20 protein-coding genes are annotated in these 26,559 nt (G+C 60.9%); 12 read left to right on the plus strand and 8 right to left on the minus strand.

Translation table 11 applies throughout. The features are described from left to right. Positions 1–107: 107 nt before the first annotated feature. On the minus strand, positions 108–3,410 hold the full coding sequence (locus tag BLO49_RS08150) for a TonB-dependent receptor (protein WP_090646844.1): 3,303 nt from the start codon (positions 3,408–3,410) through the stop codon (positions 108–110). A gap of 680 nt (positions 3,411–4,090) precedes the next feature. Here BLO49_RS08150 and BLO49_RS08155 point away from each other — a divergent pair. Continuing rightward, a complete protein-coding gene (locus tag BLO49_RS08155; protein WP_090646847.1) occupies positions 4,091–5,122 on the plus strand; it encodes a cupin-like domain-containing protein in 1,032 nt (343 codons plus the stop codon). Between the two features lie 37 nt (positions 5,123–5,159). Here BLO49_RS08155 and BLO49_RS08160 read toward each other — a convergent pair whose 3' ends face one another. The 3 genes from BLO49_RS08160 to BLO49_RS08170 all read right to left on the minus strand — a co-directional run bounded on the left by BLO49_RS08160 (position 5,160) and on the right by BLO49_RS08170 (position 8,608). Continuing rightward, entirely contained in the window at positions 5,160–6,299 is a 1,140-nt protein-coding gene (locus tag BLO49_RS08160; RefSeq protein WP_090646849.1) for an aminotransferase, read from the minus strand. Positions 6,300–6,322: 23 nt separating this feature from the next. Then, positions 6,323–7,363 (minus strand): L-glyceraldehyde 3-phosphate reductase, encoded by a 1,041-nt coding sequence (gene mgrA / locus BLO49_RS08165; protein ID WP_090646852.1) that lies wholly within the window; start codon positions 7,361–7,363, stop codon positions 6,323–6,325. 102 nt (positions 7,364–7,465) lie between these two features. Beyond that, positions 7,466–8,608 (minus strand): sterol desaturase family protein, encoded by a 1,143-nt coding sequence (locus BLO49_RS08170; RefSeq protein WP_090646855.1) that lies wholly within the window; start codon positions 8,606–8,608, stop codon positions 7,466–7,468. A gap of 279 nt (positions 8,609–8,887) precedes the next feature. Here BLO49_RS08170 and BLO49_RS08175 point away from each other — a divergent pair, with 279 nt between their 5' ends. From BLO49_RS08175 to rplS, 4 genes are all read left to right on the plus strand, one after another. Next, complete coding sequence (locus tag BLO49_RS08175; RefSeq protein ID WP_090646858.1) at positions 8,888–11,236, plus strand: TonB-dependent receptor; 2,349 nt, start codon at positions 8,888–8,890, stop codon at positions 11,234–11,236. A gap of 86 nt (positions 11,237–11,322) precedes the next feature. Next, entirely contained in the window at positions 11,323–11,547 is a 225-nt protein-coding gene (gene nrtS / locus BLO49_RS08180; protein WP_090646862.1) for a nitrate/nitrite transporter NrtS, read from the plus strand. Positions 11,548–11,724: 177 nt separating this feature from the next. Further along, a complete protein-coding gene (trmD, locus tag BLO49_RS08185) occupies positions 11,725–12,450 on the plus strand; it encodes a tRNA (guanosine(37)-N1)-methyltransferase TrmD (protein ID WP_090646865.1) in 726 nt (241 codons plus the stop codon). Between the two features lie 42 nt (positions 12,451–12,492). Continuing rightward, a complete protein-coding gene (rplS, locus tag BLO49_RS08190) occupies positions 12,493–12,942 on the plus strand; it encodes a 50S ribosomal protein L19 (RefSeq protein WP_090646868.1) in 450 nt (149 codons plus the stop codon). A gap of 260 nt (positions 12,943–13,202) precedes the next feature. Here rplS and BLO49_RS08195 read toward each other — a convergent pair whose 3' ends face one another. Together BLO49_RS08195 and BLO49_RS18400 are read right to left on the minus strand one after the other, a co-directional pair. Next, positions 13,203–14,075 carry a hypothetical protein gene (locus BLO49_RS08195; RefSeq protein ID WP_090646870.1) on the minus strand — a complete coding sequence of 291 codons (873 nt, stop codon included), beginning with the start codon at positions 14,073–14,075 and terminating at the stop codon, positions 13,203–13,205. 142 nt (positions 14,076–14,217) lie between these two features. Beyond that, positions 14,218–14,382, minus strand: coding sequence for a hypothetical protein (locus BLO49_RS18400; protein WP_170828264.1), 165 nt, complete (start codon positions 14,380–14,382; stop codon positions 14,218–14,220). Between the two features lie 100 nt (positions 14,383–14,482). On the opposite strand from BLO49_RS18400, the gene BLO49_RS08200 reads away from it, so the two are divergent. From BLO49_RS08200 to trxA, 7 genes are read left to right on the plus strand one after another with little or no spacing between them, the layout of a single operon-like run. Then, entirely contained in the window at positions 14,483–15,304 is an 822-nt protein-coding gene (locus BLO49_RS08200; RefSeq protein ID WP_090646873.1) for a GNAT family N-acetyltransferase, read from the plus strand. Further along, on the plus strand, positions 15,297–15,755 hold the full coding sequence (tsaE, locus tag BLO49_RS08205; protein WP_090646876.1) for a tRNA (adenosine(37)-N6)-threonylcarbamoyltransferase complex ATPase subunit type 1 TsaE: 459 nt from the start codon (positions 15,297–15,299) through the stop codon (positions 15,753–15,755). Before BLO49_RS08200 ends, tsaE begins: the two co-directional genes overlap by 8 nt. Beyond that, positions 15,752–16,828 (plus strand): N-acetylmuramate/N-acetylglucosamine kinase AmgK, encoded by a 1,077-nt coding sequence (amgK, locus tag BLO49_RS08210; RefSeq protein WP_090646879.1) that lies wholly within the window; start codon positions 15,752–15,754, stop codon positions 16,826–16,828. Before tsaE ends, amgK begins: the two co-directional genes overlap by 4 nt. Beyond that, positions 16,825–17,535 (plus strand): nucleotidyltransferase family protein, encoded by a 711-nt coding sequence (locus BLO49_RS08215; protein WP_090646881.1) that lies wholly within the window; start codon positions 16,825–16,827, stop codon positions 17,533–17,535. Before amgK ends, BLO49_RS08215 begins: the two co-directional genes overlap by 4 nt. Then, positions 17,532–20,555 carry a double-strand break repair protein AddB gene (gene addB, locus BLO49_RS08220; RefSeq protein ID WP_090646884.1) on the plus strand — a complete coding sequence of 1,008 codons (3,024 nt, stop codon included), beginning with the start codon at positions 17,532–17,534 and terminating at the stop codon, positions 20,553–20,555. The genes BLO49_RS08215 and addB overlap by 4 nt, the downstream gene beginning before the upstream one ends. Continuing rightward, entirely contained in the window at positions 20,552–24,052 is a 3,501-nt protein-coding gene (gene addA, locus BLO49_RS08225; protein WP_090646886.1) for a double-strand break repair helicase AddA, read from the plus strand. The genes addB and addA overlap by 4 nt, the downstream gene beginning before the upstream one ends. Positions 24,053–24,105: 53 nt before the next feature. Then, entirely contained in the window at positions 24,106–24,432 is a 327-nt protein-coding gene (trxA, locus tag BLO49_RS08230) for a thioredoxin (RefSeq protein ID WP_090646889.1), read from the plus strand. A gap of 231 nt (positions 24,433–24,663) precedes the next feature. On the opposite strand, the gene BLO49_RS08235 is transcribed toward trxA, so the two are convergent. Both BLO49_RS08235 and BLO49_RS08240 read right to left on the minus strand, forming a co-directional pair. Then, positions 24,664–25,965 (minus strand): bifunctional folylpolyglutamate synthase/dihydrofolate synthase, encoded by a 1,302-nt coding sequence (locus BLO49_RS08235; protein ID WP_090646892.1) that lies wholly within the window; start codon positions 25,963–25,965, stop codon positions 24,664–24,666. A gap of 121 nt (positions 25,966–26,086) precedes the next feature. Next, positions 26,087–26,518, minus strand: coding sequence for a hypothetical protein (locus tag BLO49_RS08240; RefSeq protein ID WP_090646895.1), 432 nt, complete (start codon positions 26,516–26,518; stop codon positions 26,087–26,089). Positions 26,519–26,559 lie beyond the last annotated feature (41 nt).

Below are 26,559 nucleotides of genomic sequence, written 5' to 3' on the forward strand. Positions count from 1 at the left end.
TCCGCAAGGGTCAAGCGCGTTCAAAGGGCTTGGGCGCGACATAATTGCTAACAAAAAAAGACGCGCCGCCACGGGGCAGCGCGTCTCATCAAATGCCTTCCGAAGGATTAGTACTTCAGACGGATCTGAGCCTGGATACGCCGGTCGTTCTTAAACCAGGCGTTCGGCAGGAGGAGCAGAGGACGATCCGTACCGTCGCTCATCGGACCATCGACCTGCTGCATCAGGACTGTTTCGGTGCTGAGCAAATTGGTGCCTTCCAGCGACATTTCGACATTGTCGTTGATGCGGTAGGCCACGCGGCCATCGAGGAAGCCCGCGGCACGCTGCCAAATCGGCAGAGCCACGCAGCAGTCCTGACGGGTCACGAGGTACTTGGAGCGCCAGTTATAGGCCAGACGCGCAGACCACTTGCCCTTTTCGAACATGCCGATCAGGTTGTACGTGGTATCCGACAGACCTTCCAGAGGCAGCTTGGTGAAGCCCAGGGCCGCCACCGAGGTGCCGCCGCCGGCCTGGCCGGAGGAGCCGTCACCGGAATTGGTGACAACGCCTGTGCTTTCGATGCCGTCATTCTTCAGCTTGGTGAAGTTGGCCTGGATGCCTAGGCCATTCCACGGCGAGGGCAGGTTGTCGAAGAAGGTCTGATAGGCCACTTCGAAGCCCTTGATCGCGCCACCGCTGGCATTGACAGGACCGCTGACCTCAACCGGGCGGGTAACGCCGGAATTGGTGAAGTTCTGCACGTACTTGCCGTAGGTGATGTAGTCGTGGAACTGCTTGTAGAAGCCGGTAAAGGTGAACGAACCGGTCTGCGAGAAGTAGTTCTCGATCGAGAGGTCGAACTGGTCGGCCGTGATCGGCTTCAGATACGGGTTGTTGGCGTTGGCCGTGAAGCGGGTTTTGGTGCTGACGATATTGCCCGAACTGTCGCAATTGAACGGCGAATTGGCCGAGGTACAATTGTAATCAGAGAACGACAGGGACGACGTGCTCGGCAGAGCCATGCTGACGCTGGTATAGTACTTCAGGTTGCCGATATCCGGACGCGACATGGCCTTCGAGGCCGCGAAACGCACGAACCACTCAGGAGTCAGGCCGAAACGCACGTTGAAGCTGGGCAGCCAGTTCTTATGAGTCACGTCCACCGTATAGGTGTTGGTATCCACCGTGCCGGCAAACGCGCGATCTTCAGCCGACACATAGTAGCTCAGGCTGGGGTGCGCTGGCGCGCCCGTTACCGGATCAGCCGGAACGATCGGATCTGTGTCGTAAACCGTGGTGTTGTGATAGTTCACGCCACCGGCGCTCGCATTATCGGTTTCGACATAGCGGACACCGATATTACCAACCACGGTCACGCCATTGAAGATGGTGGCATCAGGGCCGCCAAACTTCAACTGGACATAGGCCGCCTTGGTCTTTTCAGACACATCGGCGATTTCCGCCGGCAGGAAGCAGCGGCTGTCCTCACCCGCACGGTGGCAGATGGGCGTCCACTGGTTCGACAGGGTACCATCGGTGTAACGCGGCTGATAGTGCGTGGCATCGAAGGTATTCGCCAGGCCGGTACGGTCCTTCAGGTTGTTGATATTGAAGAACACGCCGTCGGTGATATTGGTGACATCGCCGCCGTAGAAGTGGCTGTCGAAGGTATGGATGCCGTAGGCATTCTGATCCGGGAATGCCGAGCCGGTAATGTAGTAGTTGTCGGCATCGTAATTCGACCAGTTGTTGACGACACTGGCCCAGTTATAGGTGGTCCAGCGAACGGTCTGTTCGCGATCGGCATAACGAACGCCGGCCTTCAGGGTGTTCAGCCACGGCGAATCGAAGCTGTAGGCCAGATCGGCGCGGGTGGCGAATTCATGACCGTCCGAATCCGTCACGTGGTCCATGATGAAGTGCTGACGGTAGTTGGCCGGATTGGCGATGCCGCCCGGCGCCAGATACCAGCCCTCGGTGTGAGCGTTGTCGATCGTGAACTTCGGCACGTCGCCGGTGAAATCGAGCGCGACATCGGCATAGGTCGCCAGTTCAGTCGAGATGTCATAATTGGTCTGGACGGCATCGACATACTGGATGTCGAAATTGGTCTTCAGACGTTCCGATACATCCCACTTGAAGTTGAACGAGATGTCCTTGGTGTCGTTCAGGCTGTCGCTCCAGCGCGTGTCGTTGGCATAGCCGCCGGCGCGCTGCGAAGCCGGGCAGGTGGCCGAAGCCTCCCACGAATAGCAGGTGCGCATCAGGCCGTTCGGCGAGGTGGCGCCATCCGGAGCCGTCCACGAGCCGTACCAGGCACCGTTGCCGTTGACGAGCGTACCCGACTGGATAAAGCCGTTGTCGTCAAACGTACAGTTGGAGACACCGCCCAGGCACTGGACGTTATCCGATGTGTAGACATAGTTAATCGGCTGCGCCCAGGCGTCGACGCCGGTCGAGGAGGTGGCGACGTATTCTTCCCACTGCTCACGCTTCTTCGACTGGTTGTATTGCAGGGTGGCGACCATGGTGTGGTCGTGGTTCTGCCATTGGCCGGCCAGCGAGATGCCGTCACGGACGCGATAATAAGTATTGTCGCGCAGGGCCGTGGTCATCGGCATATAGCGGCGGTTGGTATCACCCCAGTACGAATTGACGACCGGGACCATGCGGCCCAGGGCGACGCCTTCGGAATTGGTGTAGATTTCGGAGTGGGCGCCATTGATCATGAAGCCGAATTCACCGGCCGAGGTATCCCAGCGGTCGGCATAGATGCCCGAAACCGTGCCGGCGCCCTTCTTGACCAGGTCGCCGTAGGTATATTCGGCGGTGGCGGCCAGGACACGGCCCTTCTGATCGAACGGCAGACGTGTGCGCAGGGAGATCGTGCCGGCGATGCCGCCTTCGATCAGATCCGCGGTCTGGTTCTTGTAGACATCGACGCCGCCCATCAGTTCCGGCGACACGTCGGACCAGGAGAGGCCACGCGACGAGTCGGCGGTGAAGATGTCACGGCCGTTGAATTCCGAACGGACCTGCTGTAGGCCGCGGACGACAACGCCCGACGGTTCGGCCGAGAAGTGCGCGGTATCGCCGGTGGCGGCGAAGCGGTTGACCGTGATGCCGGCGACGCGCTGAAGCGCTTCGGCGACCGACTTGTCCGGGAACGAACCGATGTCGTTCGCCGTGATCGAATCGACGACCGTGTCGGCGTTCTTCTTGATATCCTGGGCCGATTTCAGGGCCTTGCGGACACCGACGACGACGACTTCCTGCGCCGTATCATCAGAAGCGGCAGGCTCTGTGGTATCCTGCGCGTAAGCCGGAGCCACCAGAGTGGCGGCCAGGGCCGTTAGCGCAACCATGGACACGCCGCCCTTCAGAAGAGTCAGCCCGGTCCGGGCCTTAACTCCAAAACTTCTCATACTTTCTTCTCCCTAATTGTCATTGCCGGCAGACCCGAGATTCTGCCGGTGAGACCGCTGTACAAAAAACAATCTGATTGAGGTTATGCGATCTGAGCCTGACGGATTTGGCACTACTGCACGCTTGAAATTATTGCCTTGATTCCACTTTTTGACTTTAGCGTCAAATATCAATGTTATCTAAGGCCGCGTGTCATTATAAATACCGAAAATGACCCCTGGATGCGTCTCAACCTGATTTATTATTTCGTATTTATTTTTTTACCGAACTGTTGACCGAATATCCAGCCACATTATGACATTTCCGCCATAATCCACGCCGACAATGGCGCGAATGTCACACTCGACCTAACACTTTGAAACATCAATCCAGCCCCGCCGCCTTCCCAAAACCAAAAAATCACAACTGCACCGAATTTTCAAATATCTGTTTTCGCTTGTCTTTTTCAAAATTTCCGCGAAATGCAAACCGGCACTTCGGGACACGCGCCGCTCGCTGTCGGCAGAGACACGCGGCGACACACGTTAATGAAATATGACACTCCAAATCCTGTAGACAGGTCAATATAATTGATTTTTCAGGCAAGTTTTCATTGCGCAGCCCTGCTTTTACCGGAAAATATGATCGTGGCCGATCGCCTGTGGATGCGCCTCAACTCGTCAGCTCAAAGTTTAACCTTATGTCAAAAACAGTCGCCCTGCCCCCATTTCCCGGTGTCGAAACTCTAGTGCGTCCTTCACCAGAGCGTCTTTCGACTCTGGTGACCGATGGCAGACCCGTTCTGATGAAGGGGCTTGTTGCGCACTGGCCGGCGGTCAAGGCTGGACAGGACGGGACACAAGCAGTTGCCGCCTATCTGAAGGGGCTGGATAACGGTCATCCGGCCAGCGTGTTGGAGGCAAATAACGCCATCAAGGGCCGCTTCGCCTATGGTCCGGACATGAGCGACTTCAACTTTCATCGCCGTCTCAAGCCCGTCTCGGCCGGGATAGACCAGATCCTGGCCGCCGCGGCGCACCCGAATCCCCCCTGGATCTATATCCAGTCAACCGAAACCCGGCTGCACCTGCCGCGGTTCGTGGCCGAAAATCCCTGCCCCATCCTGCCGCCGGCCGTCCAGCCGCGCATCTGGATCAGCAATGCGACACGCGCGCAGACGCATAATGACAATGATCACAATATTGCCTGCGTGGCGGCCGGGCGCCGCCGCTTTACCCTCTTTCCGCCCGAGCAGGTGGCCAATCTTTATATCGGGCCGATGGACCATACGCCTTCGGGGCGCGCCATTTCCCTGGCCAGTCTTGAAGAGCCCGATTTCGAGCGCTTCCCCCGGTTTGCCGAGGCCCTGAAAACGGCGGTCGTGGCCGAACTGGAGCCAGGCGACGCGCTTTATGTGCCGAAATACTGGTGGCACCATGTCCAGTCGCTCGACACCTTCAATGTGCTGATCAATTACTGGTGGGGCAACAGCGCCCCCACGGCCGAGAACCCGATGGCGGCTTTCCTGGCTGCACTGCTGGCGCTGAAGGACATTTCACCGGCCGACAAGCACTACTGGAAGGCCATGTTCGACCACTACATTTTCCAGACCGAGGGCGATCCGGTGGCGCATATCCCGCCGGCGCACCAAGGCGGACTTGGCAAGCCGACCGTGAAGACGCGCGCGGAAATTCTCGCCGCCCTGAAGGCGCTGGTCGACGGACGTGGTTAATATTCAACCGTTGTTTCTGTTAACTAATTTATGAAAATCAATAGTTGATTAAAGCGGCTGCACCCCGCTCCAGACTGTCGCGGGACTTGGCGAAGCACAGGCGCAACACAGGCAGGTCACGCCCGCTTTCGCAAAATGCCTGGAGCGGAATGGTGGCCAGGCCGTGATGTCGCACCAGGTCATAGGCGAACTCAAGGCCGGAGCCTTGGATGCCGGAAGCCCGCAAGTCGATATTGAGAAAATAGGTGCCCTCGGCCGGCAGGAGTTTGAAGCCGGCGCCCGTCAGCCGTGCGCTGAGATAATCCCGCTGGTCCTTCAGTTCCGCCAGGGCTGTATCGAAGCGCGCCTGAGGCAGACCCAGGCCGAAAGCCACCGCATGTTGCAGGGCCGGCGGCGTGGCGAAGGTGATGAACTGGTGCGCCCGCGCAATCTGGTCGATCAACGCCTTTTCGGCCACCACAAAACCGACCTTCCAGCCGGTGAGCGAGAATATCTTGCCCGCCGAGCCGATCTTGATCGACCGCCGCGCCAGGCCCGGAATATGCCGTACGCTGACATGGGAGCGATCGAAAACCACCTCTTCCCATACCTCATCGCTCATCACATAAGCGCCGAACCGCTCGCAATAGTCGCCCAGCAGGGTCAGTTGTTCGAATGTGAAGCAATGCGTGGTCGGGTTGTTCGGCGTGGTGATCAGGACCAGTTTGGTCCGGTCATTGAATGCGCTTTTCAGATCGTCGTCGCTGAACTGCCAGTGCGGCGGATCGAGCTGGACGATGCGCGGAATGCCGCCGGCGCGCCGGATCAGCGGCACATAGGCGTCATACATCGGCTCGAACACCACCACCTCGTCGCCCGACGTGATCATGGAAAAAATCGTCGCGCAGATGGCTTCGGTGGCGCCCGAAGTGATCAGCACCTGCGTCTCCGGGTCGAGTTCCAGCCCCTGCCGACGCCGATAGAAATCCGCCACGGCCTGACGCAGGACCGGCAGTCCGCGCATGGGCGCGTACTGGTTGGACTGATCCATCAAGGCGCGGGCGGCGGCTTCGCGCACGTCGGGAAAGCCGTCTGTCTCCGGGAAGCCCTGCCCCAGATTGACCGCGCCACGCGCTTTTGCCTCCAACGACATGGTCTCGAAGATACTGACGGGCAGATCGGCAAAAACGGGGTTCATGGGGCGTTACAGTATCGGCCAGTTTAAAGCGTCGACGACACCTTCCACAGGTCGATGCCGCCTTCGGTGGCGTAGGTGTCGATATCGGCCAGTTCCTGGTCGGTGAAACCCAGATTATCGAGCGATTTCAATGTATCGGCAAGTTGTTCGACCGTGCGGGCGCCAACAAGGGCCGAGGTCACCCGGCTGTCACGTAGCACCCAGGCGATGGCCATTTGGGCCAGGCTTTGGCCGCGCTTTTGCGCGATGGCGTTCAGCGCCTTGATGCGGCGAATATTGTCGTCCGATATCATGGCCTGATTGAACGAGCCTGCCTTGGCGGCGCGGGCATCGGCCGGCACGCCGTTGACATATTTGTTCGATAGCAACCCTTGAGCCAGCGGCGAGAAGGCGATGCAGCCCGTGCCCAGTTCGGCCAGGGTATCGAGCAGTTCATCCTCGATCCAGCGATTGAGCATCGAATAGGACGGCTGATGAATGAGCAGCGGCACGCCTTCGCCTTTCAGGATTTCGGCGGCCTTGCGGGTCAGTTCCGGCGAGTAGGACGAGATGCCGACATAGAGCGCCTTGCCCTGGCGATGCAGTGTGGCCAGCGCGCCCATGGTTTCTTCCAGCGGGGTTTCCGGATCGACGCGGTGCGAATAGAAGATATCGACATAGTCGAGGCCCATGCGCTTCAGGCTCTGGTCGCACGAGGCGATCAGGTACTTGCGCGAGCCGCCGACATCGCCATAGGGCCCCGGCCACATATCCCAGCCGGCCTTGGTCGAGATCACCAGTTCATCGCGGTACGTCTTGAAATCGCTGGCCATGACGCGGCCGAAGTTTTCTTCCGCAGACCCATAGGGCGGGCCGTAATTGTTGGCCAGGTCGAAATGGGTAATACCCTTGTCGAAGGCATATTGCAGGATGGCGCGACCGGTCTCGAAGACATCGGCGCCGCCGAAATTCTGCCACAGGCCAAGCGAAATGGCCGGCAGCTTCAACCCCGACCGGCCGCAGCGGCGGTAGGGCATGGAGCTATAGCGGTCATGAGCGGCAACATAGGGAACCGGGAAAGCCATTTGGGACGCCTCTTCTCTGGATATGATTTTCTGGTCCCGTCTCTTAAATGGCTTTGCCGGCGCGTGTAAGCTTTTTTGTTCGTCGGCCGTTATTTTACTGCGTCAGTTTTCCCGCCTGAACGGATACCAGAATTGCTTCCAGTAGCCTTTCGGCACCGGATGGCCGCCAATGCCATAGCCGGAAGGCCACTTCCCGTCCTTTGGCAGGTAATACGTGCCGAAAAGCCTGTCGATCCACGGGAAATGGACGGCGAAATTCACGTCGATCGCTTCCTTTTCGATGCCGTGATGCCAGTGATGGAAACGCGGCGTCACCACGAAGGGCGAAAGCCACTTGTCATTAAAGCGCAGATTAGCATGAACATAGGCCGAAACGAGATAGACGAAGAAGATATAGGAATAGAGCGCGCCCTGGCTGAAACCGAGGAGGTACATGGGGATAATGGTGAAGCCGCGCAGCAGCAGGATTTCGATCAGGTGCATCCGCGAACCGGCCATCCAGTCCATGGCCTGCGCCGAATGATGGACGGCGTGAAAGCGCCACAGGAACGGTACGGCGTGGAAGGATCTGTGGAAGGCATACTGCATGAAATCGGAGACGATCATCAGTTCGATGATCTGAATGAGGAAGGGCTGGCCGGCCACCATGGCGCGGAAACCGCCCCAGCTTCCCGTCTGCTCCATGAGGGCCAGGGTCGGCGCCAGCGAAATGAAGGCCATGGACTGCACGAACAGGCTGGAGATCAGGAAATAGAACAGGTCTTCGCGCCATTCGGTGCGGAAAAGGGGCTGTCTGTGCACGCCGCTGAACAGCTTTTCCAGCGGCACGAACAACAGGCCCTTGAGCAGCAGGTTGAGCACGAACCAGTCGATGCCGAGATTGAGCGCGGCGGCGGTGCCCGGCTGGCGGCTGCCGAGCGCGCCGAGTGACAGCGTGGCTAGGACGAGCACAATGGCTGTGAAGCCGATGATCTTGTTGCGCCGCAGGATCAGATTCAGGCAGGCCAGCCCGAAGCCCAGAAACGTCATGATCTGCACGGCCACCATATAAAAAGGGTGTTTGTGTACCGCATCGAGTTCATCAACCGAGAACCACGCCGGATATTGCTGGCTGAGCAGCAGCAGCAGGGCTGAGCCGCCGAGCGCCAGGCCCAGCACGCCGCTGATCCAGCCGGAGCCAAAGGCGCGGGCCTCTTCGGCCGCCTCCAGGTCGTTGCGGATGGCCAGACGCAGCTTGTTGATCATGTGATACCCCCTGTTGCTGCCGCAACCCTAGGCAGCATAACTTAACGTAAGGTTTCAGCCCGCGCCCGTATATCAAGAGGACTGTCATTTCCGGATCACAGTGGCGGAAAACCGTGTTTTTCGCCCAATGCCCGATTCCTTGGTAGATAAGGCATTACAGGCTTACGTAGCGTAAAGATGGCGCTGCCACACTTTTTATGCGCTTGCGAAGGCGTCGCAAAGGGCCTAGGGCGGCGGGGCATAGACCCCGAAAATGGGGCTGTAAAAAAGAGGCCAAATATGATTTCCACCCTTTCGTGCCGTCTCCTGACGGGCACGGCGCTCGCCGGCGTTCTGCTGGCGGGGCTGAATACCCCTGCGTTCTCGCAAGACACCGAAGCCGAACCCACCGAGGTGATCGTCACCGCACAAAAGAAGGCCGAGCCGCTGAGCCGGGCACCGATCGCCATGTCGGTCGTCTCCGGCGACCAGATGGAGAAGGCCGGGGCGCATGACCTGAAGGACATGCAGACCCTGACGCCTTCGCTGCTGATCACCTCGACGGCCAATGAGGCCCAGACCACGGCGCGCCTGCGCGGGGTTGGTACGGTGGGGGATAATCCCGGTCTCGACTCATCCGTTGGCGTGGTGATCGATGGCGTGTCGCGCGCCCGCACCGCCACAGCGATGAGCGACTTAGGGGTGCTCGATCGCGTGGAAGTGCTGAAAGGCCCGCAATCCGATATCTATGGCAAGGGCGCCTCGGCCGGCGTGATCCAGGTGGTCAGCAAGCTGCCGTCGTTCACGCCGTCGCAAACCCTTGAATTGACCGCCGGCGGACAGGGCACGCTTGGGATTGCCGGTTACGCCACGGGTAAGCTGGCTGACAAATGGGCCGGATCGCTCTCGCTGGTGAAGCGCCAGCGCGATGGCCAGTATACGGTCCATACCGGCGATGGCCCGCGCACCCGGACAGATGACGGCGACCAGAACTACTGGTCGGCCCGTGGGCAACTGCTTTATGATGGCGACGGCTGGTCGCGCCTGCGCATCATCGGGGATTACACAAAGCGCGACGAATCCTGCTGCGTCGGCACCGCCATCGCCATTGGCGGCACGCGCGCCTATGTCGATCAACTGGCCGCCGATGACGGCACGGCCTCGACGGTCGATCCCAAAGCCCGCGAAGCCTGGTCAAACCGCCCGACCACACAGAAGCTGGTCGATTCCGGGCTGTCGGCCCAGTGGGATCTGCGTCTGGCCAACAACGTCCAGCTTACCTCCATTACCGCCTATCGCCACTGGGATCACACCAATGGCTACGATGCCGATTTTTCCAGCGCCGATATCTATTATCGTGATCCGAACGGAGGTTTCGGCAACCGCATCGACACCTGGTCGCAGGAACTCCGCCTCAATGGCAAAAGCGCGCGCTTCGAGTGGATGGCGGGCCTCTATGCCAATTCGGAAGACCTGACGCGCCATGACGAAACGCTCTATGGCGCTGATTATGAATCCTATCTCGGCCTGCTGCTCAGCGGCGGCGCCAATATCAACCGCGTATCGGAACTGACCGGCCTGCCCGTGGGTCAGTCCTTCGTGGCGGGCCAGGGCAATCACGACACCTATCGCCAGCATGAACGCAACCTGGCGGTCTTCGGTCATGCCGAATGGTTCCTCAGCGACACCGTCTCCCTGCTGGGCGGCCTGCGCTATAACCACCAGACCAAAAGCCTGACCTCGGCTTTCACCAACAGTGACGGCGGCATTGCCTGCGCCAACGCGACCGGCTCGCTGGGGGTTCTGTGCCTGCCGTGGTCCAATCCGGCCTTCAACGATCTGACCCTGTCGCAGAAGGATGCCGAAGACGCCACCACCGGCTCGCTCCGGCTGAAATGGCAGGCGACGCCGAACCTCATGACCTACGCCACCTACGCCACCGGCTGGAAGGGCGCGGGCTTCAATCTCGACCGCGAACAAAAGACCGATTACACGGTGGATACGGATTCGTCCTTCAAGGCGGAAACCTCGCGGTCTTACGAGGTCGGCCTCAAGGGCCGTTTCCTCGACAGGCGCCTGGCCGTTGATGTGGCGGCGTTTGATGAAGCCTTCCGCAACTTTCAGCTCAACACCTTCCTCGGCACGACCTTTGTGGTCGATTCTGTGCCGCGTCTGCGCTCAAAGGGTATCGAGGTCGAAAGCCGTTATGCTATCGGCGATTTCCGGTTCAATGGCGGCATCACCTATGACGAAGCGAAGTTCGGCCCGGAAGCGGTGCCCGGCCTGCCCCTGCTGGCCAATGGTACGGCCTCCTTCGCGCCGCGCTGGTCGGGCATCTATGGCCTCGACTATACGCGCGAGATCGGCGGCTATCGCTTTGCCGCCACTTTCAGTGCCAAGTACAACAGCGACTATAATACCGGATCAGACCTGTCGCCGATCAAGGTGCAGCCGGCCTATACCCTCTATAACGGCCGCCTTAGCATCGGCGCGCCGAATGAGAGCTGGACGCTGGAAATTTGGGGCCAGAACTTGATGGACGAGACCTATTACCAAGTCGCCTTCGCGGCGCCCTTCCAGAGCGGCACCTACGACGCCTTCATGGGCCAGCCGCGCACGGTGGGCTTGACCTTGAGACTGAAGCGGTAATACCTTTTTGTACCTCCCCGGCTACGCCGGGGAGGGGGACCGCGCCCGCAGGGCGTGGTGGTGGGGCTTCTGGCTTGGGGACACGGATGCATGAATTCTGGCGGGTGGCGTTCAGCCGCCGTATCGCGGTCAATGCCCTGAAGGTGTCGCTGGTGATCGGCACCATACTGAACATTATCAACCAGGGTGAAAATATCCTGCACGGCCTGCCCGTCGCCTGGGCACATGTCTTTCTCAACTATTTCACGCCCTATTGCGTGGCGACCTGGAGTGCTGCGAAAAACGAACTGAGCCGCCGTACAGACAAGTGACGCTTTGCGCCTTGTCATGATTGTGCTAAGGCCCCCACCACCACGCCTTCGGCGCGGTCCCCCTCCCCATAAATGGGGAGGTATAAGAGAGGTTCGCTCCCTTCTTATACTCCCCCGCCTGTGGGGGAGGTGGCAGCCCGGAGGGCTGACGGTGGGGGGCCTTTTGCAAGCTGCCATATGTCCAATACACCGCATCCCTACCAGGTCACCGTCCTGACCATGTTCCCCGAAGCCTTTCCGGGGCCGCTTGGCGTGTCATTGATCGGCACGGCGTGGAAAGAATCTCAGCGCTGGGCCTTGGAAACACTGGACATTCGCAATTTTTCAAGCGATAAGCGCGGCTTTCTTGACGATACCCCCGCGGGCGGTGGCCCCGGACAGGTTCTCAAGGCGGACGTGATCGCGCAAGCTCTTGATTCGATGGAGCTTAATGATCGCCCTCTCGTCTATATGAGCGCTCGCGGCAGGCCCCTGACGCAGGCGAAGGTCAAGGAATGGGCCACCCGCCCAGGGCTGATTGTCCTGTGCGGCCGGTTCGAAGGGGTGGACCAGCGGGTGCTTGACTCTCGCGGGTTCGAGGAAATCAGCGTCGGCGATGCTGTCCTTGCGGGCGGGGAAGCGGCGGCGATGGTGACGATCGAGGCGGTGGTGCGGCTTATTCCGGGGGTTCTCGGCGCACAGGCAAGCCTTGATAATGAGAGCTTTGAGGATGGACTCCTGGAGCAGCCGCAGTTCACAAGACCGCGGACGTTCGAGGGCCTCGACATTCCCGAAGTGTTGTTGAATGGCGACCATAAAAAGGCTGCCAAATGGCGACAGGAACAACGAGAGGCAACCACGAAGGAACGGCGTCCTGATCTTTGGGCCGCTTATCTTTCCAAATCACAGCTAAAGGGCAAATAAGCCTCAACGGATGCTAAGCATCCATAATTATGGAGGGTTCATATGAACCTGTTGCAACAGATCGAGGCCGAAGAAGTCGCAAAGATGCGCGCTTCCAAGACCTTCCCCGAATTCCAGCCCGGCGACACCCTGCGCGTCAGCGTCAAGATCAAGGAAGGCGAGCGCGAGCGCGTCCAGGCCTTCGAAGGCGTCTGCATCGCCCGCGCCGGCGCCGGCATCAACGAAACCTTCACGGTCCGCAAGATCTCGTTCGGCGAAGGCGTCGAGCGCAAGTTCCCGCTGCTGTCGCCGCTGATCGAAGGCATCGAAGTCAAGCGCCGCGGTGTCGTCCGTCGCGCCAAGCTCTACTATCTGCGCGATCGCCGCGGTAAGTCGGCCCGTATCGTCGAGCGTTCGATGAACTCGACGCGCGGTTCCAAGGGCGCCGAACTGCGCGCCGCTATGGCCGCCGCTGAATCGTCGGGCAATGCCGACGCCGGTACCGAAGCGTAAGTTTAGCTAAGCTGAAAAATGAAAGCCCGCCCTGGCAACAGGGCGGGCTTTTTATTGGCTCGAATATCCGTCGTGAATGAAGAACCACGAATGCACACGAATAGACACGAAATGGAAACGGTAGAACCATCACTGCAGTTCGGCACGTTTTAAACTTAGAGCACTTTCCGAAAATTGTGACGCACTTTTCGGTTTAAAAAGTGCGTCAAAGCAAAGAATTAGAGCGCCGATCTGATGTCTATTCGTGTGCATTCGTGGTTCTAAAAACTCGACGGTGCCGAATCCGGTCCGTAATTACCACCCGCATTCAATCCCGGCGCGGGCGCCAGGCTGGAGGATGAGGCCGAGCTTTCGCTGCCCGAAGGCAGGATCTGCTTGGGGAAGTGGAGCAGGTCACGCACATCGGTTTCCAGATCGCCCGGCAGACCCAGGTCTTCGCGGATAAAATGATACGCCTTGTTGCTGGTGCAGCTACAGACGCGCAGCTCATTGTTCTTGTTGCGCCAGATGATCAGCGGATAGGCGATATTGACCTTGCTGTTGCGCAAAAGCGGCGCCAGTTCGGTGATGAATTCACGCGACGCCCACACCACGCCCGACCGCGCCATGTCGTCATCGGCTACGTCAATATTTTCCGCCTTCCAGCTTTCGACCGGCGTATTGCGCCATTGCTGGTAAAGCGGCCAGCTCCGGTTCAGCCACAGTTCGGCGATGGTGGAGCGTTCTTCCGGCGTCGATTGTTTCGTGGCGCCATTATCGGCCAGGGCGAAAGGGACCACCCTTGTTTCTATACCACCGGCCTGAAGACGCGGAAACTCGATCTCCTCATAGGCGCGACACGGCTGGCAGTTGCGGAAGGTGACGAGATAGACCCAGCGTTTTGAAACCGGCTGGGTGACGGCGGTGGTGACGCCGGAGGCCGGTCCCGTGGTCAGGACGGCCTTCTGAAAATCGGGTGAGACATAGTCGGCGCGATCGAGCAGGCTCTGGATGGCAGCGACATCGGCAGGCGCCGTGATGGTCACGGGGGCATAGCGCTGGAACTGGTCCCAGTAGAACCAGTAGCCCAGCCCGAACAAAGTCGGCAATATGACCACCAGGGCCATGGCCCACAACAGGACTTTTCGGCTCATCATCACCCCCGCAAGCCTCCCCAGGACGTTTGATCGGAATGGACTATAATCCTTAACGCACGTCCCGAAAACCCATCATGGTTAATATAAGAAATCCATGCAAAAGGGCTAAAAATCGCGCCGCGGGCGCGGTTTACAGGGGTCAGCGCTGCAGGAACATGGCGATGAGTGCAAAAACCACACACAAAACAGTGGCGATCCACAGGCCGGCATAGGGGACAATGGCCTTTGGACGCCGGCGGTCTTCGCTGGCCGGCGCGGCAGATACGGCTTCCTGACGAAGCGAATGGGACGAGGCGTCGGGCATGGCGGGAGTCATACAGAGACCCGCCCGGTTTGCCAAGCGCTATACGCGCACCGACCGCGGCCTTGCGGGAATGAACCGAAGCGGGTTACGGAAAGCACACATGACCCTGCATATTGTCGATGAACTGATCCATGAGCGCGCGCCGAAACTGGTGCGGTCACCGGCCTGGCCGGTGGTCAGGCCGGTGCTCTACACGGTTCTGGGGCGCAACAAGGCCGTGCGCATGGCCGACGCCATTGCCGGCATGGCGGGGCCTGAGGCGCTCGATTACGTCTCCGACCTGCTGTCGCTTGAGGTGGCAGCCCCTCATCTCGATCGGCTGCCTGCAAGCGGCCGCTGCCTCATGGTCTGCAATCACCCAACCGGAATCGCCGACGGCATCGCCGTCTATGACGCCATCCTGAGGCGGCGACCGGATGCCATCTTCTTCGCCAATGCCGACGCCCTGCGCGTCAATCCGCGCTTTGCCGAGGCCCTGATCCCGGTGGAATGGGTCGAGGCCAAGCGCACCCGCGAGAAGACACGCCTGACCCTGCAAGGGGCGAAGGACGCGTTCGAACGTGAACGCTGCGTGGTGATGTTCCCGGCCGGACGGCTGGCGCGGCGCAACGCGAAGGGCCAGTTGATCGATCCGCCCTGGGCGCCGACGGCGGTTTCGTTGGCGCAGAAATATGCGGCGCCGATCGTGCCGGTGCATGTGGCCGGACCGGACAGCGTGTGGTTTCACCTGTTCAACCGCTTTTCTCAGGAACTGCGCGACATCACACTCTTCCACGAATTGCTGAACAAGGCCGGCAAGCGCTTCGACCTGACTGTCGGGCCGCTGATCGATCCGCAGGCGGAAGGACTGGAAACCGAGCGCCTGAAAGCCTATGTCGAGTTGCAACTGCCGGAAACGCCGGATAAGGTTTTTCATGCCTGAAGCCATTGACCTTTCCCGACCGCATACCCTGTACCTGCCCGATGAAGCCGCCACGACCGCACTGGGGACGCGCATCGCGCCGCTGCTGAAAGCCGGTGATGTCATCTACCTGCAAGGCGAACTCGGCATGGGCAAGTCGTCCCTGGCGCGCGCGATCGTCCGTGCCCTGACAAATCCCGATCAGGACGTGCCCTCCCCCACCTTTACCCTGATGCAGACCTATGACGGTCCCGGTTTCGAAATCGCCCATCTCGATCTCTACCGTCTGAAATCGCCGGAAGAGTCCTACGAACTGGCACTCGACGACGCCGTGCCGCACAGTGTCCTGCTGATCGAATGGCCGCAGCGCCTGGGGCATTTGGGCTTTGATGACCGTTTCGATATTAACCTGACTGAGGGCGAGGCAGGTGGCCGGCAGGTTGTCATGACTCCGCGGGGGCGTTTCCGATGAGCAACCGCGAAGCCTTGAAACAGAACTTCCTGACGAGCCACGGCTTTGCTGATGCCGAGCGCCATGCCTTGCCGGGCGATGCCTCGACGCGTCGCTATGAACGCCTGGCCTGCCCGGATGGCCGCCGCTTCATGCTGATGGACCAGCCGCCGAACGATGCCTTACCTTGCGCGCCCGCAGATACGCCGGATGAGCGGTACGCCAAGGGATATTTCGCTCTCGCCCGGCTGTCGGGCGGGCGTCTGGAAGCCTTTGTAGCCGTGGCGCAGTATCTGCGGGCGCAAGGGCTTTCCGCGCCTGAAATCATTGCGGCCGATACCGCCAATGGCCTGCTGATCAGCGAGGATCTGGGCGACAGCCTGTTTGTCTCGCTGATCGAAAAGGGCGAGGCTGCGGCGCCGCTCTATCTCGCGGCCATCGAGGTTCAGGCCAAGCTGCATGAGACCGCCCCGCCCGATATTCTGGCGGGTGGCTGGCCGCTGCTGGTCTATGACGATCTGGCGCTGAAAACCGGCGCGGATGTCTTTACCGAATGGTATCCGCAATATGATCGTTCGATCGCGTTGACCGCGCAGGCCCTGACCGAGTGGGAATTCCTCTGGGCGCCGCGCCGCCAGCGGGCCGAGGCCGGGGCCAGCGTGTTTATCCATCGTGACTTCCATGCCGAAAACCTGATCTGGCTGCCGGAACGCGAGGGCGTGGCCCGTGTCGGTCTGATCGATTTCCAGGATGCCCTGCGCGCCCATCCCGCCTGGGACCTGTTGTCATTGTTGCAGGATGCCCGGCGCGATGTCTCTCCGGCGCTGGAAGCCCAGTGCCTCGATCATTATTTCGCCCTGCGTCCGCAGGTCGATCGGGCGGATTTCATGCGCGACTACACCGCCTTGGCGACGCTGAATGCCGCGCGCATTCTCGGCGTTTTTTCCCGCCTGGTGACGCGCGATAACAAGCCGAAATATGAAGCCTTTATCCCGCGCACGTGGGGCCATCTGAAACGCAATCTCGCCACCAAGGGCATGGAAGACCTGCGAAGCTGGTTTTTGCGCAATGGATTTGGAGACCGGCTGACATGATACCCGAAACCGCATTTATTCTGGCCGCCGGCCTTGGCACCCGTATGCGCCCGTTGACCGATAACCGTCCCAAGGCACTGGTCGAGGTCGGCGGCCGCAGCCTGATCGATCATATGCTCGATCGCCTGGTTGCGGCGGGGGCTAAGCGGTTCGTGATCAATGTCCACTATTTCGCCGACCGGCTGGAGGCGCATCTGAAGGCGCGGACCGATCTCGACATCATTATCTCCGATGAACGCGACGCCCTGCTGGAAACCGGCGGCGGGCTGAAAAAGGCGCGCCCTCTGCTGGGTGAAGCCCCCATCTGGGTGGCCAATATCGATAGCGTCTGGATAGAAAGTGATCCGGACGGTACGGCGCTCAAGGCCCTGTGCGATCAGTGGAATACGGATGAAATGGATGCCGCGCTTCTGGTGACGGCTATGGAAACCAGTCACGGCTTCGACGGACCGGGCGATTTCTTTCTGAACGATGGCCGGCTGGCCTTCCGCAATGACGCAGCCTCGGCCCCGTGGAACTATATGGGCGTGCATATCACCAAGCCACAGATCGTCTATGCCGAACCGGACGGCGCGTTTTCGCTGTCGCGCATCTGGCGGCGCCTGGCGCCTGAAGGCCGGCTGCACGGCACGGTTTTCACCGGTGAATGGATGCATGTCGGCGATCCGGCGGCGCGCGATTTCGCCGAGGCACGGCTCAAGGCATGAGTGGGGCCGACATCTTCGCCCAGCCGGGGCCGCGCTGGTTCACCGTCCCGTCCGGGCGCTGTTTTCTGGACGATCTGGCGCGCGGCATCTGCGAGGCCCTGGGCGACCGGCTTTCGACCGCGCAGATACTGACCCCGACGCGACGCGGCGCACGGGCCATGGCGCGATCCTTCTCGCAACAGGCGCGCAATGGCGCCCTGCTCCTGCCGCAGATACGGGCTATCGGCGATCTCGATGAAGGCGAACCGCCGTTCGATCTTGAAGCCCTGGCGCTCGATCTGCCGCCGGCGCTTTCGCCCCTGCGCCGCCGCTTCGAACTGGCGCGCCTGATCACGGCAGAATATGACGGACTGGAAGGCCGCGATGTTTCGACCAAACTGGCGCTCGAGCTGGCCGATAGCCTGGCCGGGTTTTTCGATTCGCTCGCCCTGGAAGAGATAGACGCCACCGACCGGCTGGAAAGCCTCGTTTCCGGCCTGGGTGGCGACCAGTATGTGCTGGAAAGCTGGGCCGAGCATTGGCAGATATCGGCGAAATTCCTCAATGTGGCCGTGCGCGCCTGGCCGAAGCGTCTGGCCGAACTGGGGCTGATGGACCCGTCGCAGCGGCAGGTCACCCTGATCCGGCGCCTGGTTGATCAGTGGACGGATCATCCGCCGCGCACCCCGCTGATCGTGGCGGGAACCACTGGTTCCGCCCCTTCAATGGCCGACCTGATGCATATCGTGGCCAATGCCGAACAAGGCGCCGTGGTGCTGCCGGGGCTCGACCTGCATCTCGATGAAGCCGTCTGGGCGCAGATCGAGGACTCACATCCGCAAGGCACGATGAAGCGCACACTGGATCGCCACGGAATTGCGCGCGATCAGGTGCAGACCTGGCCCGCTTCGATGGAGGCCGACCGCAAGGGTGATGCCCGCCGGCGCCTGCTCAATGAAGCCCTGCGCCCCGCCGAGGCCACGAAGGACTGGCTGGCCCAGATCGCCGTGCTCAAGGCCGAGGAAGGCGATACCCTCACCGAGGGCCTGAAGGGCCTGAGCGAAATCAAGACAGCGCGCGATGAAGAGGCGGCTTCGGTCATTGCGCTGCTGATGCGCGAGGCCCTGGAAACGCCCGGCAAGGTCGTGGCCCTGATCACGCCGGATATTTCCCTATCACGCCGGGTGGCCGCGCGGCTGTCGCGCTGGGGGCTGCAACCGGATTCCTCGGCGGGCGAGCCGCTGGCCAATACGCCGGTCGGGCGGTTTCTGCTCGATGTGCTGGCCCTGCTGGAAACGCCGCACGATCCGGTGCGCCTGCTCAGCCTGTTGGGTCACCCGTGGTGCCGGTTCGCCGATCATTTCGGCCGTTACGGGCTGGAAAAGGGCGCCTTGCGAGGTGCGGCGCCGGCCAGTATCGACAGTATTACCCACAGGCTGGTGACACCAAACCATGAGGGCCGTGTCGATGAGGCGGCCACCGATCTGTGGGAACAATACCTCGCCCTGATCGAACCGGCGCAGGACTTTGCCTTCACCGATCTCGGCCGCTCGGTTGCTCGTATCGTCACCCTGGCTGAAAGCCTGGCGATGGAAGACGGTCAGGTGCTGTGGTCTGGCGCGCCGGGTTTGCAGGCTTCGGAACTGCTGGCCGAACTGATCCGCGAAAGCGCCGGATTCCCGGTCTCCGGCACGCGCGAGGTCTGCGATATCCTGCGCCACCTCATTAATCAGGGCAAGGTGCGCACCGGCGGCAACACCCACCCGCGCCTGCTGATCCTGGGCGCCATCGAGGCGCGACTGGTCAAGGCTGACCGGCTGATCCTGGCCGGCCTGGAAGAAGGGGTATGGCCGCAGGCGGCGGCGCTCGATCCGTTTTTGTCGCGGCCCATGCGCCAAACCTTGGGCCTGCCGACGCCGGAGCGCCGCACCGGTCTTTCCGCGCATGATTTCGTCCAGGCGGCCGCCGCGCCTGAGGTCTTTCTCATCACCCGCCACCGCCGCGAAGGCGAGCCGCAGGTGGCCTCGCGCTGGCTGTGGCGGCTGCAAACCCTGTGCGACGGTGCGGGCCTGAAAATCCCGACTGACGGGCGCTATCTCGACTGGGCGCGAGCTATGGATGCCGGATTGAAAACGAGGCCGGCCGGCCTGAAACCGGCTGTCCGACCGGCGCCGAAACCACCCGTGTCTGTCCGGCCAATGTCGATGCCGGTGACGCAGGTCGAGGTCTTCGTGCGCGACCCCTACGCCATCTATGCACGGCGAATTCTGGGCCTCAGGCCGCTCGACCGGCCCAATGAGCCGGTCGAGGCCCGTCAGCGCGGCACCGCCATTCACAAGAGCCTGGAGCGCTTCGCCGAGGCCGGCGTACTGGGTGACGAAGGTGTGCGCCGGTTAACAGAGATGCTGGAAGAGGAACTGACAGCAACCCATCTGTCACCGGCGCAGATGGCCCTGCAAAGGCCCCTGCTGGAAGGCATGGCGCGCGAATTCGTGAAATTCGAGACCGAGCGCCGCGCCGCCCGGCCACGCCTGGTCATCGAGCAGCAGGGCGAACTGAAACTGGCCACAGCTCTGGGGGAATTCATCCTGACGGCCAAGGCCGACCGCATCGAGGTGCGTGACGATGGTGTCGATATTCTCGATTTCAAGACTGGTCAGCCGCCTTCGGCCAAGGCGGTGGCGGCGGGATTCTATCCGCAATTGACCCTGACCGCCGCCATTATCCGCCACGGCGGCTTTGCCGGCATTGACCAGGAAAAATCAATCGGCGAACTGCTCTATGTCCAGGTGACGCCGGACAAGACCGCCACGCGTAATGCCGTCCCCAAAGGCGAGATCGCCACTGACTTGGCCGAAAAGGCGCTGAACGGTATACGCCGCCGGCTGGACGATTACGCCGATCCGGACAAGCCCTATCTCTCCTGGACCGCGCCGCAATTCCAGAAGGTGCGCGGTGGCGATTACGACCATCTGGCGCGGCTCTACGAATGGAGCGTGCTGGGCGACGAGGAAACGTCAGACGAGGAGGTTTCGGAATGAGCGCCCAGAATATCGCCGCCGATCCGAAAGCCTCGGCCTTCCTGACCGCCAATGCCGGATCGGGCAAGACCTCCACCCTGGTCAATCGCGTCACGCGCCTGCTGCTCAATGGCGCCAAGCCGGAACGCATTCTGTGCGTCACCTATACCAAGGCCGCCGCCGCCGAAATGCAGGAACGCCTGTTCGATCAGTTAGGCCAGTGGGCGATCCGCAGCGATGACGAGTTGCGGGCCGATCTGGAGCGCATCGATGAATCGCCACACGACCTGGCCCGCGCCCGCGCCCTCTTCGCCAGGGCGCTGGAAACGCCGGGCGGGCTGAAGATCCAGACGATCCACGGCTTTTGTGAAAAGCTGCTGCGCCGCTTCCCGCTCGAAGCCGGGCTGTCTCCGGCCTTTCAGGTGCTGGATGACCTGATCGGCGGCGAACTGGCGGCCAGGGCGTCCGCCGAATTGCTGACCCTTGAGGCGGCAGAATTTCGCGCCACCACGGAAGCCCGCGACCGTTTGATCCGTAAGCTGAAGGTTTCCGGTTTCGAGCGGCTGCTGTCGCAGTTCATCCACCAGCATGATGACCTTAAAGCCGCTTTCGAGGCTTTGATGGCCCGGCAAAAGAACTGGATGCTCGGCATTTTCCAGAGCCTGGAGCTGGATGAACTGACCTCGCCCGAAGAGATCATTGCCGATTACGAAAACAGCCTCTACTGGCCCGGCATAGAAGGTCTGGCGCGCTCCATGGCGACGACGGAAGGGGCTTACAACCAGAAGACCGGCGCCAAATTGCTGGCGGTGATCGAGGCACATAATGCCGGACGCTTCGATATTCATGACTGGTACAAGTGCTTCTATACCGACAAGGGCACATTCAGCAGCCATACCTATTCCGGCAAGGCCAGCGAGGCGGACCGGCAGGAGTTGCACCGCCTGGCCGAGGGCGTGCCGGCGGTGATGAACCAGGCGCGGGCGGCGGAAATCGCCGGCAATACGCTCGATGCCCTGCTGCTGTTCCATGCCTTCAGCAATATCTACCAGAAACGCAAGACCGACGAAGGCGCGCTCGATTTCCAGGACCTGATCAACAAGGCGAAAGACCTGCTGTCGCGCGGCGATATGGCAAGCTGGGTGCTGTTCAAGCTCGATGGCGGGCTGGAACATATCCTCGTCGACGAGGCGCAGGATACCTCGGAAGACCAGTGGGTGATCGTCAAATCCCTGGCCGAGGATTTCTTCAGCGGGCGGGGACAGGTCAGCGACGCGCAATTGCGCACGGTCTTTGCCGTGGGCGATGAAAAGCAGTCGATCTACGGCTTCCAGGGCGCCCGGCCGGACAAGTTTTCCGAGGCGCGCCAGTATTTCATCGGCCGGGCCGTGGCGGCCGGGCAAAGCCCGCGCGTGCCGGAACTGATCCTGTCCTACCGCACCCTGCCGGAAATCCTCGGTTTCGTCGACGCCGTCTATAACGCGCAGGATCTTTCCCACGCCCTGACGCTCGATTATAACCACGTCATCACCCACGAAGCCTTCCGCCTCAAGGAAAAGGGCCTGGTCGAGCTGTGGCCGCAGGCCCAGCCGATCGATGCGCCGGAGGTGACGGCGGATGATGTCGATATTGCCCCGGTCGATGCCGGCGCGCGCGATCCGGCCGCCAAACGGCTGGCCAGGCAACTGGCGGCGACCATCCGTTCCGAAATCGAGAACGGCCGTGTGGTTTTCAGCAAGGCCGGTGAGCCGCGGCCACTTCATGCCGGCGATGTGCTGATTCTGGTGCGCAAGCGCGACGCCCTGTTCGAGCATATCATCCGTGAACTGAAGATGGCCGGTGTGCCGGTTTCCGGTGCCGACCGGCTTAAGCTGGGCGACCATATCGCCTTCCAGGATCTGCGCGCCCTGATGCGCTTTTGTTTGCAACCAAATGACAACCTGTCCCTGGCCTGTGTCCTGCGCTCGCCGCTGTGCGACCTGGGCGAAGACGATCTCTACGCCCTGGCGCAGGGCCGGGAGGGCGCGCTGTGGGGCCGCCTGCGCGATCATCCGGAGACGGAAGGCCGCTTTGCCGAGGCACGAGCCTTCCTGTACTGGGCGCTGGCAACGGCCCGTGATCTGACGGCGTTCGATTTCCTGGCGCGGGTGCTTAATCGCCGCGATGGCGAGGGCCGCTCTATCAAGCAGCGCTTCCTGACCCGCCTGGGCGACGAATGCGAAGACGTGCTGGAGGAAACCCAGGCCCTGGCGCTGAAGGGCGAAGGTATCGGCCTGAACGGGCTCTCCGCCTGCCTGGACCTGTTCGAATTCCGAGCCGCCCAGATCAAGCGCGAACAGGAAGAAGGCGGCCGCAGTGTGCGGGTGATGACGGTTCACGGCTCGAAAGGGCTGGAAGCGCCGTGGGTCATCCTGCCGATCGGCCCGCAGCACACCAGCGCCAGCAAGGATGACCTGTTGCTGCGTGGCGATGATGGCAGCCTCTATCTCTGCGCCAATGGCCGCAAGGGCGATACGGCGGGTATCGCGGACATTCGCGCCGGCAAGGCGCTGAAGGACGAGCAGGAGGGCTTGCGCCTGCTTTACGTGGCCCTGACGCGCGCCCGCGACCGCCTGACGCTGTGCGGCTATGCCGGCAAAAAGACACCGAAAGGTGTTGCCTTCGATCCGTGGTATGACCTGTTGTGCAACGCCTTCGATAAGCTGGCGCACAGTGTGGAGGCCATGCCGCTGAAAGCGCCGTTCGATGACCTGGAACAGGCCCAGACCGCCGTGATCCGGCTTTACGGCCAGCGTTCCGCGACCCTGGCGGCCGAAGCCGCAATCGCGCCGCCGGAGGTCATTTTGCCGGACTTCGTCACCCGAATCTTTGCTCAGGCGGATATCGACGCCGAGCGTGGCCGCGAGCGCTGGGCGGCGATTTCGCAGATGGGCGACGAGGACCGCGAAGACAAAGAGCGCGCCCCCTCGCCGCTGGAATCGCAGAACGGCCTGGGCCGCTACCGCCGCGGCAACCTGATCCACAAGCTGTTTGAAATTTTGCCCGATATCGTCCCGGAAAAACGCGGCGACGTGGCGGCGCGTTATCTTGACCGCCAGCCCGATCTCAATGCCAGCCAGCGCAGGGAAATGGCCGGGGCGGTCATGACCGTGCTGACCGATCCGCGTTTCGCCGAAGCCTTCGGACCGGATTCGCGTCCGGAAGTGGCCTTGGCCGGCAGTATCGGCCGCAGCGCGCGCGGGGATGCCATCATGCTCTCCGGGCGCATCGACCGGCTGGTGGTAACGCCGGAGCGCGTGGTGATCATCGATTACAAATCCAACCGTCCGGCACCGAATCGGGCGGAGGACGCCGCTATCGCCTATCAGCGCCAGATGGCCGGTTACGTCGCCCTGCTGCGGCAAATCTATCCGCAAAAGACGGTGGAGGCCGCCCTGTTGTGGACCGATGGGCCGAAGTTGACGCCCTTAAGCGAGGCTTTAGTAAATCTCAGGCTTGATGAAATTCTCGTGCGTTGATTTCCGCCACCAATGCTCTTACATATTGGCCAATCGTTTGAAAGGAGCCGAATATGGCGACGCATAAAATTACCGACGAAAGCTTTGAGGCCGATGTTCTGAAGTCCGACACGCCGGTCCTGGTCGATTTCTGGGCCGAATGGTGCGGCCCCTGTAAGCAGATCGCGCCGATTCTCGAAGAGCTGGCCGATGGCCTGGGCGGCAAGGTGAAGATCGCCAAGCTCAATATCGAGGATTCGCCGATGACCCCGTCGCGCTTTGGCGTGCGCGGCATACCGACCATGATGCTGTTCAAGAATGGCCAGATGACCTCGATGAAGGTCGGCGCCATGCCCAAGGCGAAGCTGGTTGAATGGCTCGGCGAAAACGAAATCGCCTAAGCGCAACCCATCTTAAGATCAAAAAAGCCCGTTGCGTCCGCGCAGCGGGTTTTTTTCGATCTGGACTCCGGCGATAGCGGTAGCGTGAGAGGATCACGGATATCTGTGTAATCTGTGGATACCCTTCTTACCAGCATTGGTGCGCGCGTGACTGTCCATTTTTTTCCACAGATTACACAGATATTCAGGGCAACCACACGCTACCGCTATCGTCAGTAGAGGGAAATCAGGTCAGCGAGGCCATGTCTCTTCCGAAAGCGCCAGACAGTCGCCGACCAGATAGAGCGAACCGCAGATCAACACGCGGATGGGCTCAGATGGCAATGCCTTGATGGCTTCCAATGGGCTTTCGACCACGCTGGCTTTCAGGCCCTTGCTTTGCGCGGCGGCCGCCAGTTGGTCGGGCGGAATGGCAGCGTCGCTGCTGAACGAAACGCAGGAAATCTGCACTTCCAGCCCGGCGAAATGGCCGAAGAACTCGCCGGCATCCTTGGTATTGATCAGTCCACAGATCAAATGCAGCGGCTTGGGATCGCGCGACTGCTGACGGTCGATGAAATCACGCAAGGCTCGCGCGGCATGGGGATTATGCCCGCCGTCGAGCCACAGTTCGGACGCGCGATCCGTCAGGGCTTCATAGAGTGGTCCGGCCTTCAGCGCCTGCAAACGGCCAGGCCATTGTGCGGTTTTCAGGCCGGTTTCGATAGCCTCCGTAGAAAGGCCCAGCATCAGCGAGGCCTTGATGGCCAGTCCGGCATTTTCAATCTGGTGCGCGCCGGCCAGCGCCGGCAGGGGCAGGTCATAGAGCGCGTCCTCGTCCTGGAAGATCAGTCGGTCGCCCTCGCGCCAGGCGTCGATGCCCTGCCCCATGCTGGTGAGGGATATGCTGTGTTTCAGCGCCTGCCATTCCAGTGCCTGCGCCGCCTCGTCCGGCTGACGGGCACTCAGGGCCGGCGTGCCGCGCTTGAAGATACCCGCTTTCTGGCGAGCGATTGTTGCCAGATCATCACCGAGAAACGCCTGATGGTCATAATCGATCGGCGTGATGATGGTCAGCTTCGGATGGGCGATGATATTGGTGGCGTCGAGCCGGCCGCCGAGGCCGGTTTCGAGCAGCAGCAGGTCTGCGGGTGTTTCCGAAAACGCCAGGAAGGCGGCGGCCGTGGTCGATTCGAAGAAGGTCAGCGGCTGGCCGGCATTGGCGGCCTCGACGCGGCTTAAGGTGTAGGCGAGATAGTCCTCGTCGATCAGGGTGCCCGCCAGGCGGATACGTTCGGCGAAATGCACCAGATGCGGGGAGGTATAGACGTGGACGCGCAGACCTTGTGCCTCAGCCATGGCGCGGAGCAGGGCGATCGTCGAGCCCTTGCCGTTGGTGCCGGCCACATGGACGATCGGCGGCAGCCGGTCCTGTGGCCGTCCCAGCGCTTCACAGACCCGCAGCATCCGGTCGAGATTGAGGTCAATCAGCTTCGGGTGCAGGGCTTTCAGGCGTTCAAGTGGGGCGTCGAAGGGCAATAAACGGTCGGTCATTCGGCGGTTATAGAGAAAAGCAAGAACCCCCACCACCCCCTTCGCTGCGCTCGGCGGTCCCCCTCCCCAATGAATTGGGGAGGTACAAGGAAAAGGTTACTTAGTGTGTTGACGCCGGGGTTTATGGCTTCATGTCCTTATCCGGCCGGCGGATCAGCCAGGCGAGACATGCGGAGAACACGCCGATGGCTATGCCAACGCCGATGACAATAAGACTCTTGGTCAGGCTGTCGTCGTGATCATCTATCAAGGTGTTCTCAAGAATCCAATTGGATATATAGACACCGGCAGCGCCAGAAATTGCGGCGATAAAGGACGAGAAAAATAATCTGAAGCGCCTTCGCCCAAGCAAAAAGATTGGTAACGTCAGGCATAAATGAAAGAATAAAACTGCGGAGCCGGTGAGGCCGATTAAAATAAGTAAAAAATTGAAGTCTGCAAAACCCGAGGCAGGCAATATTAATGCGGTAATCAATACCGCTACCGTTAAGTAAGTGGCAGCAGTCATGGCTAAAGCCGACCTGCCAAGCAAGCGCCAGTTCACTTTCTTCATGGTTCCCCCCGTCGCCACGCAAAGAATAACTTATGGGTCCA

The organism is Asticcacaulis taihuensis (genome assembly GCF_900100255.1).
Taxonomy (GTDB): Bacteria; Pseudomonadota; Alphaproteobacteria; order Caulobacterales; family Caulobacteraceae; genus Asticcacaulis; species Asticcacaulis taihuensis.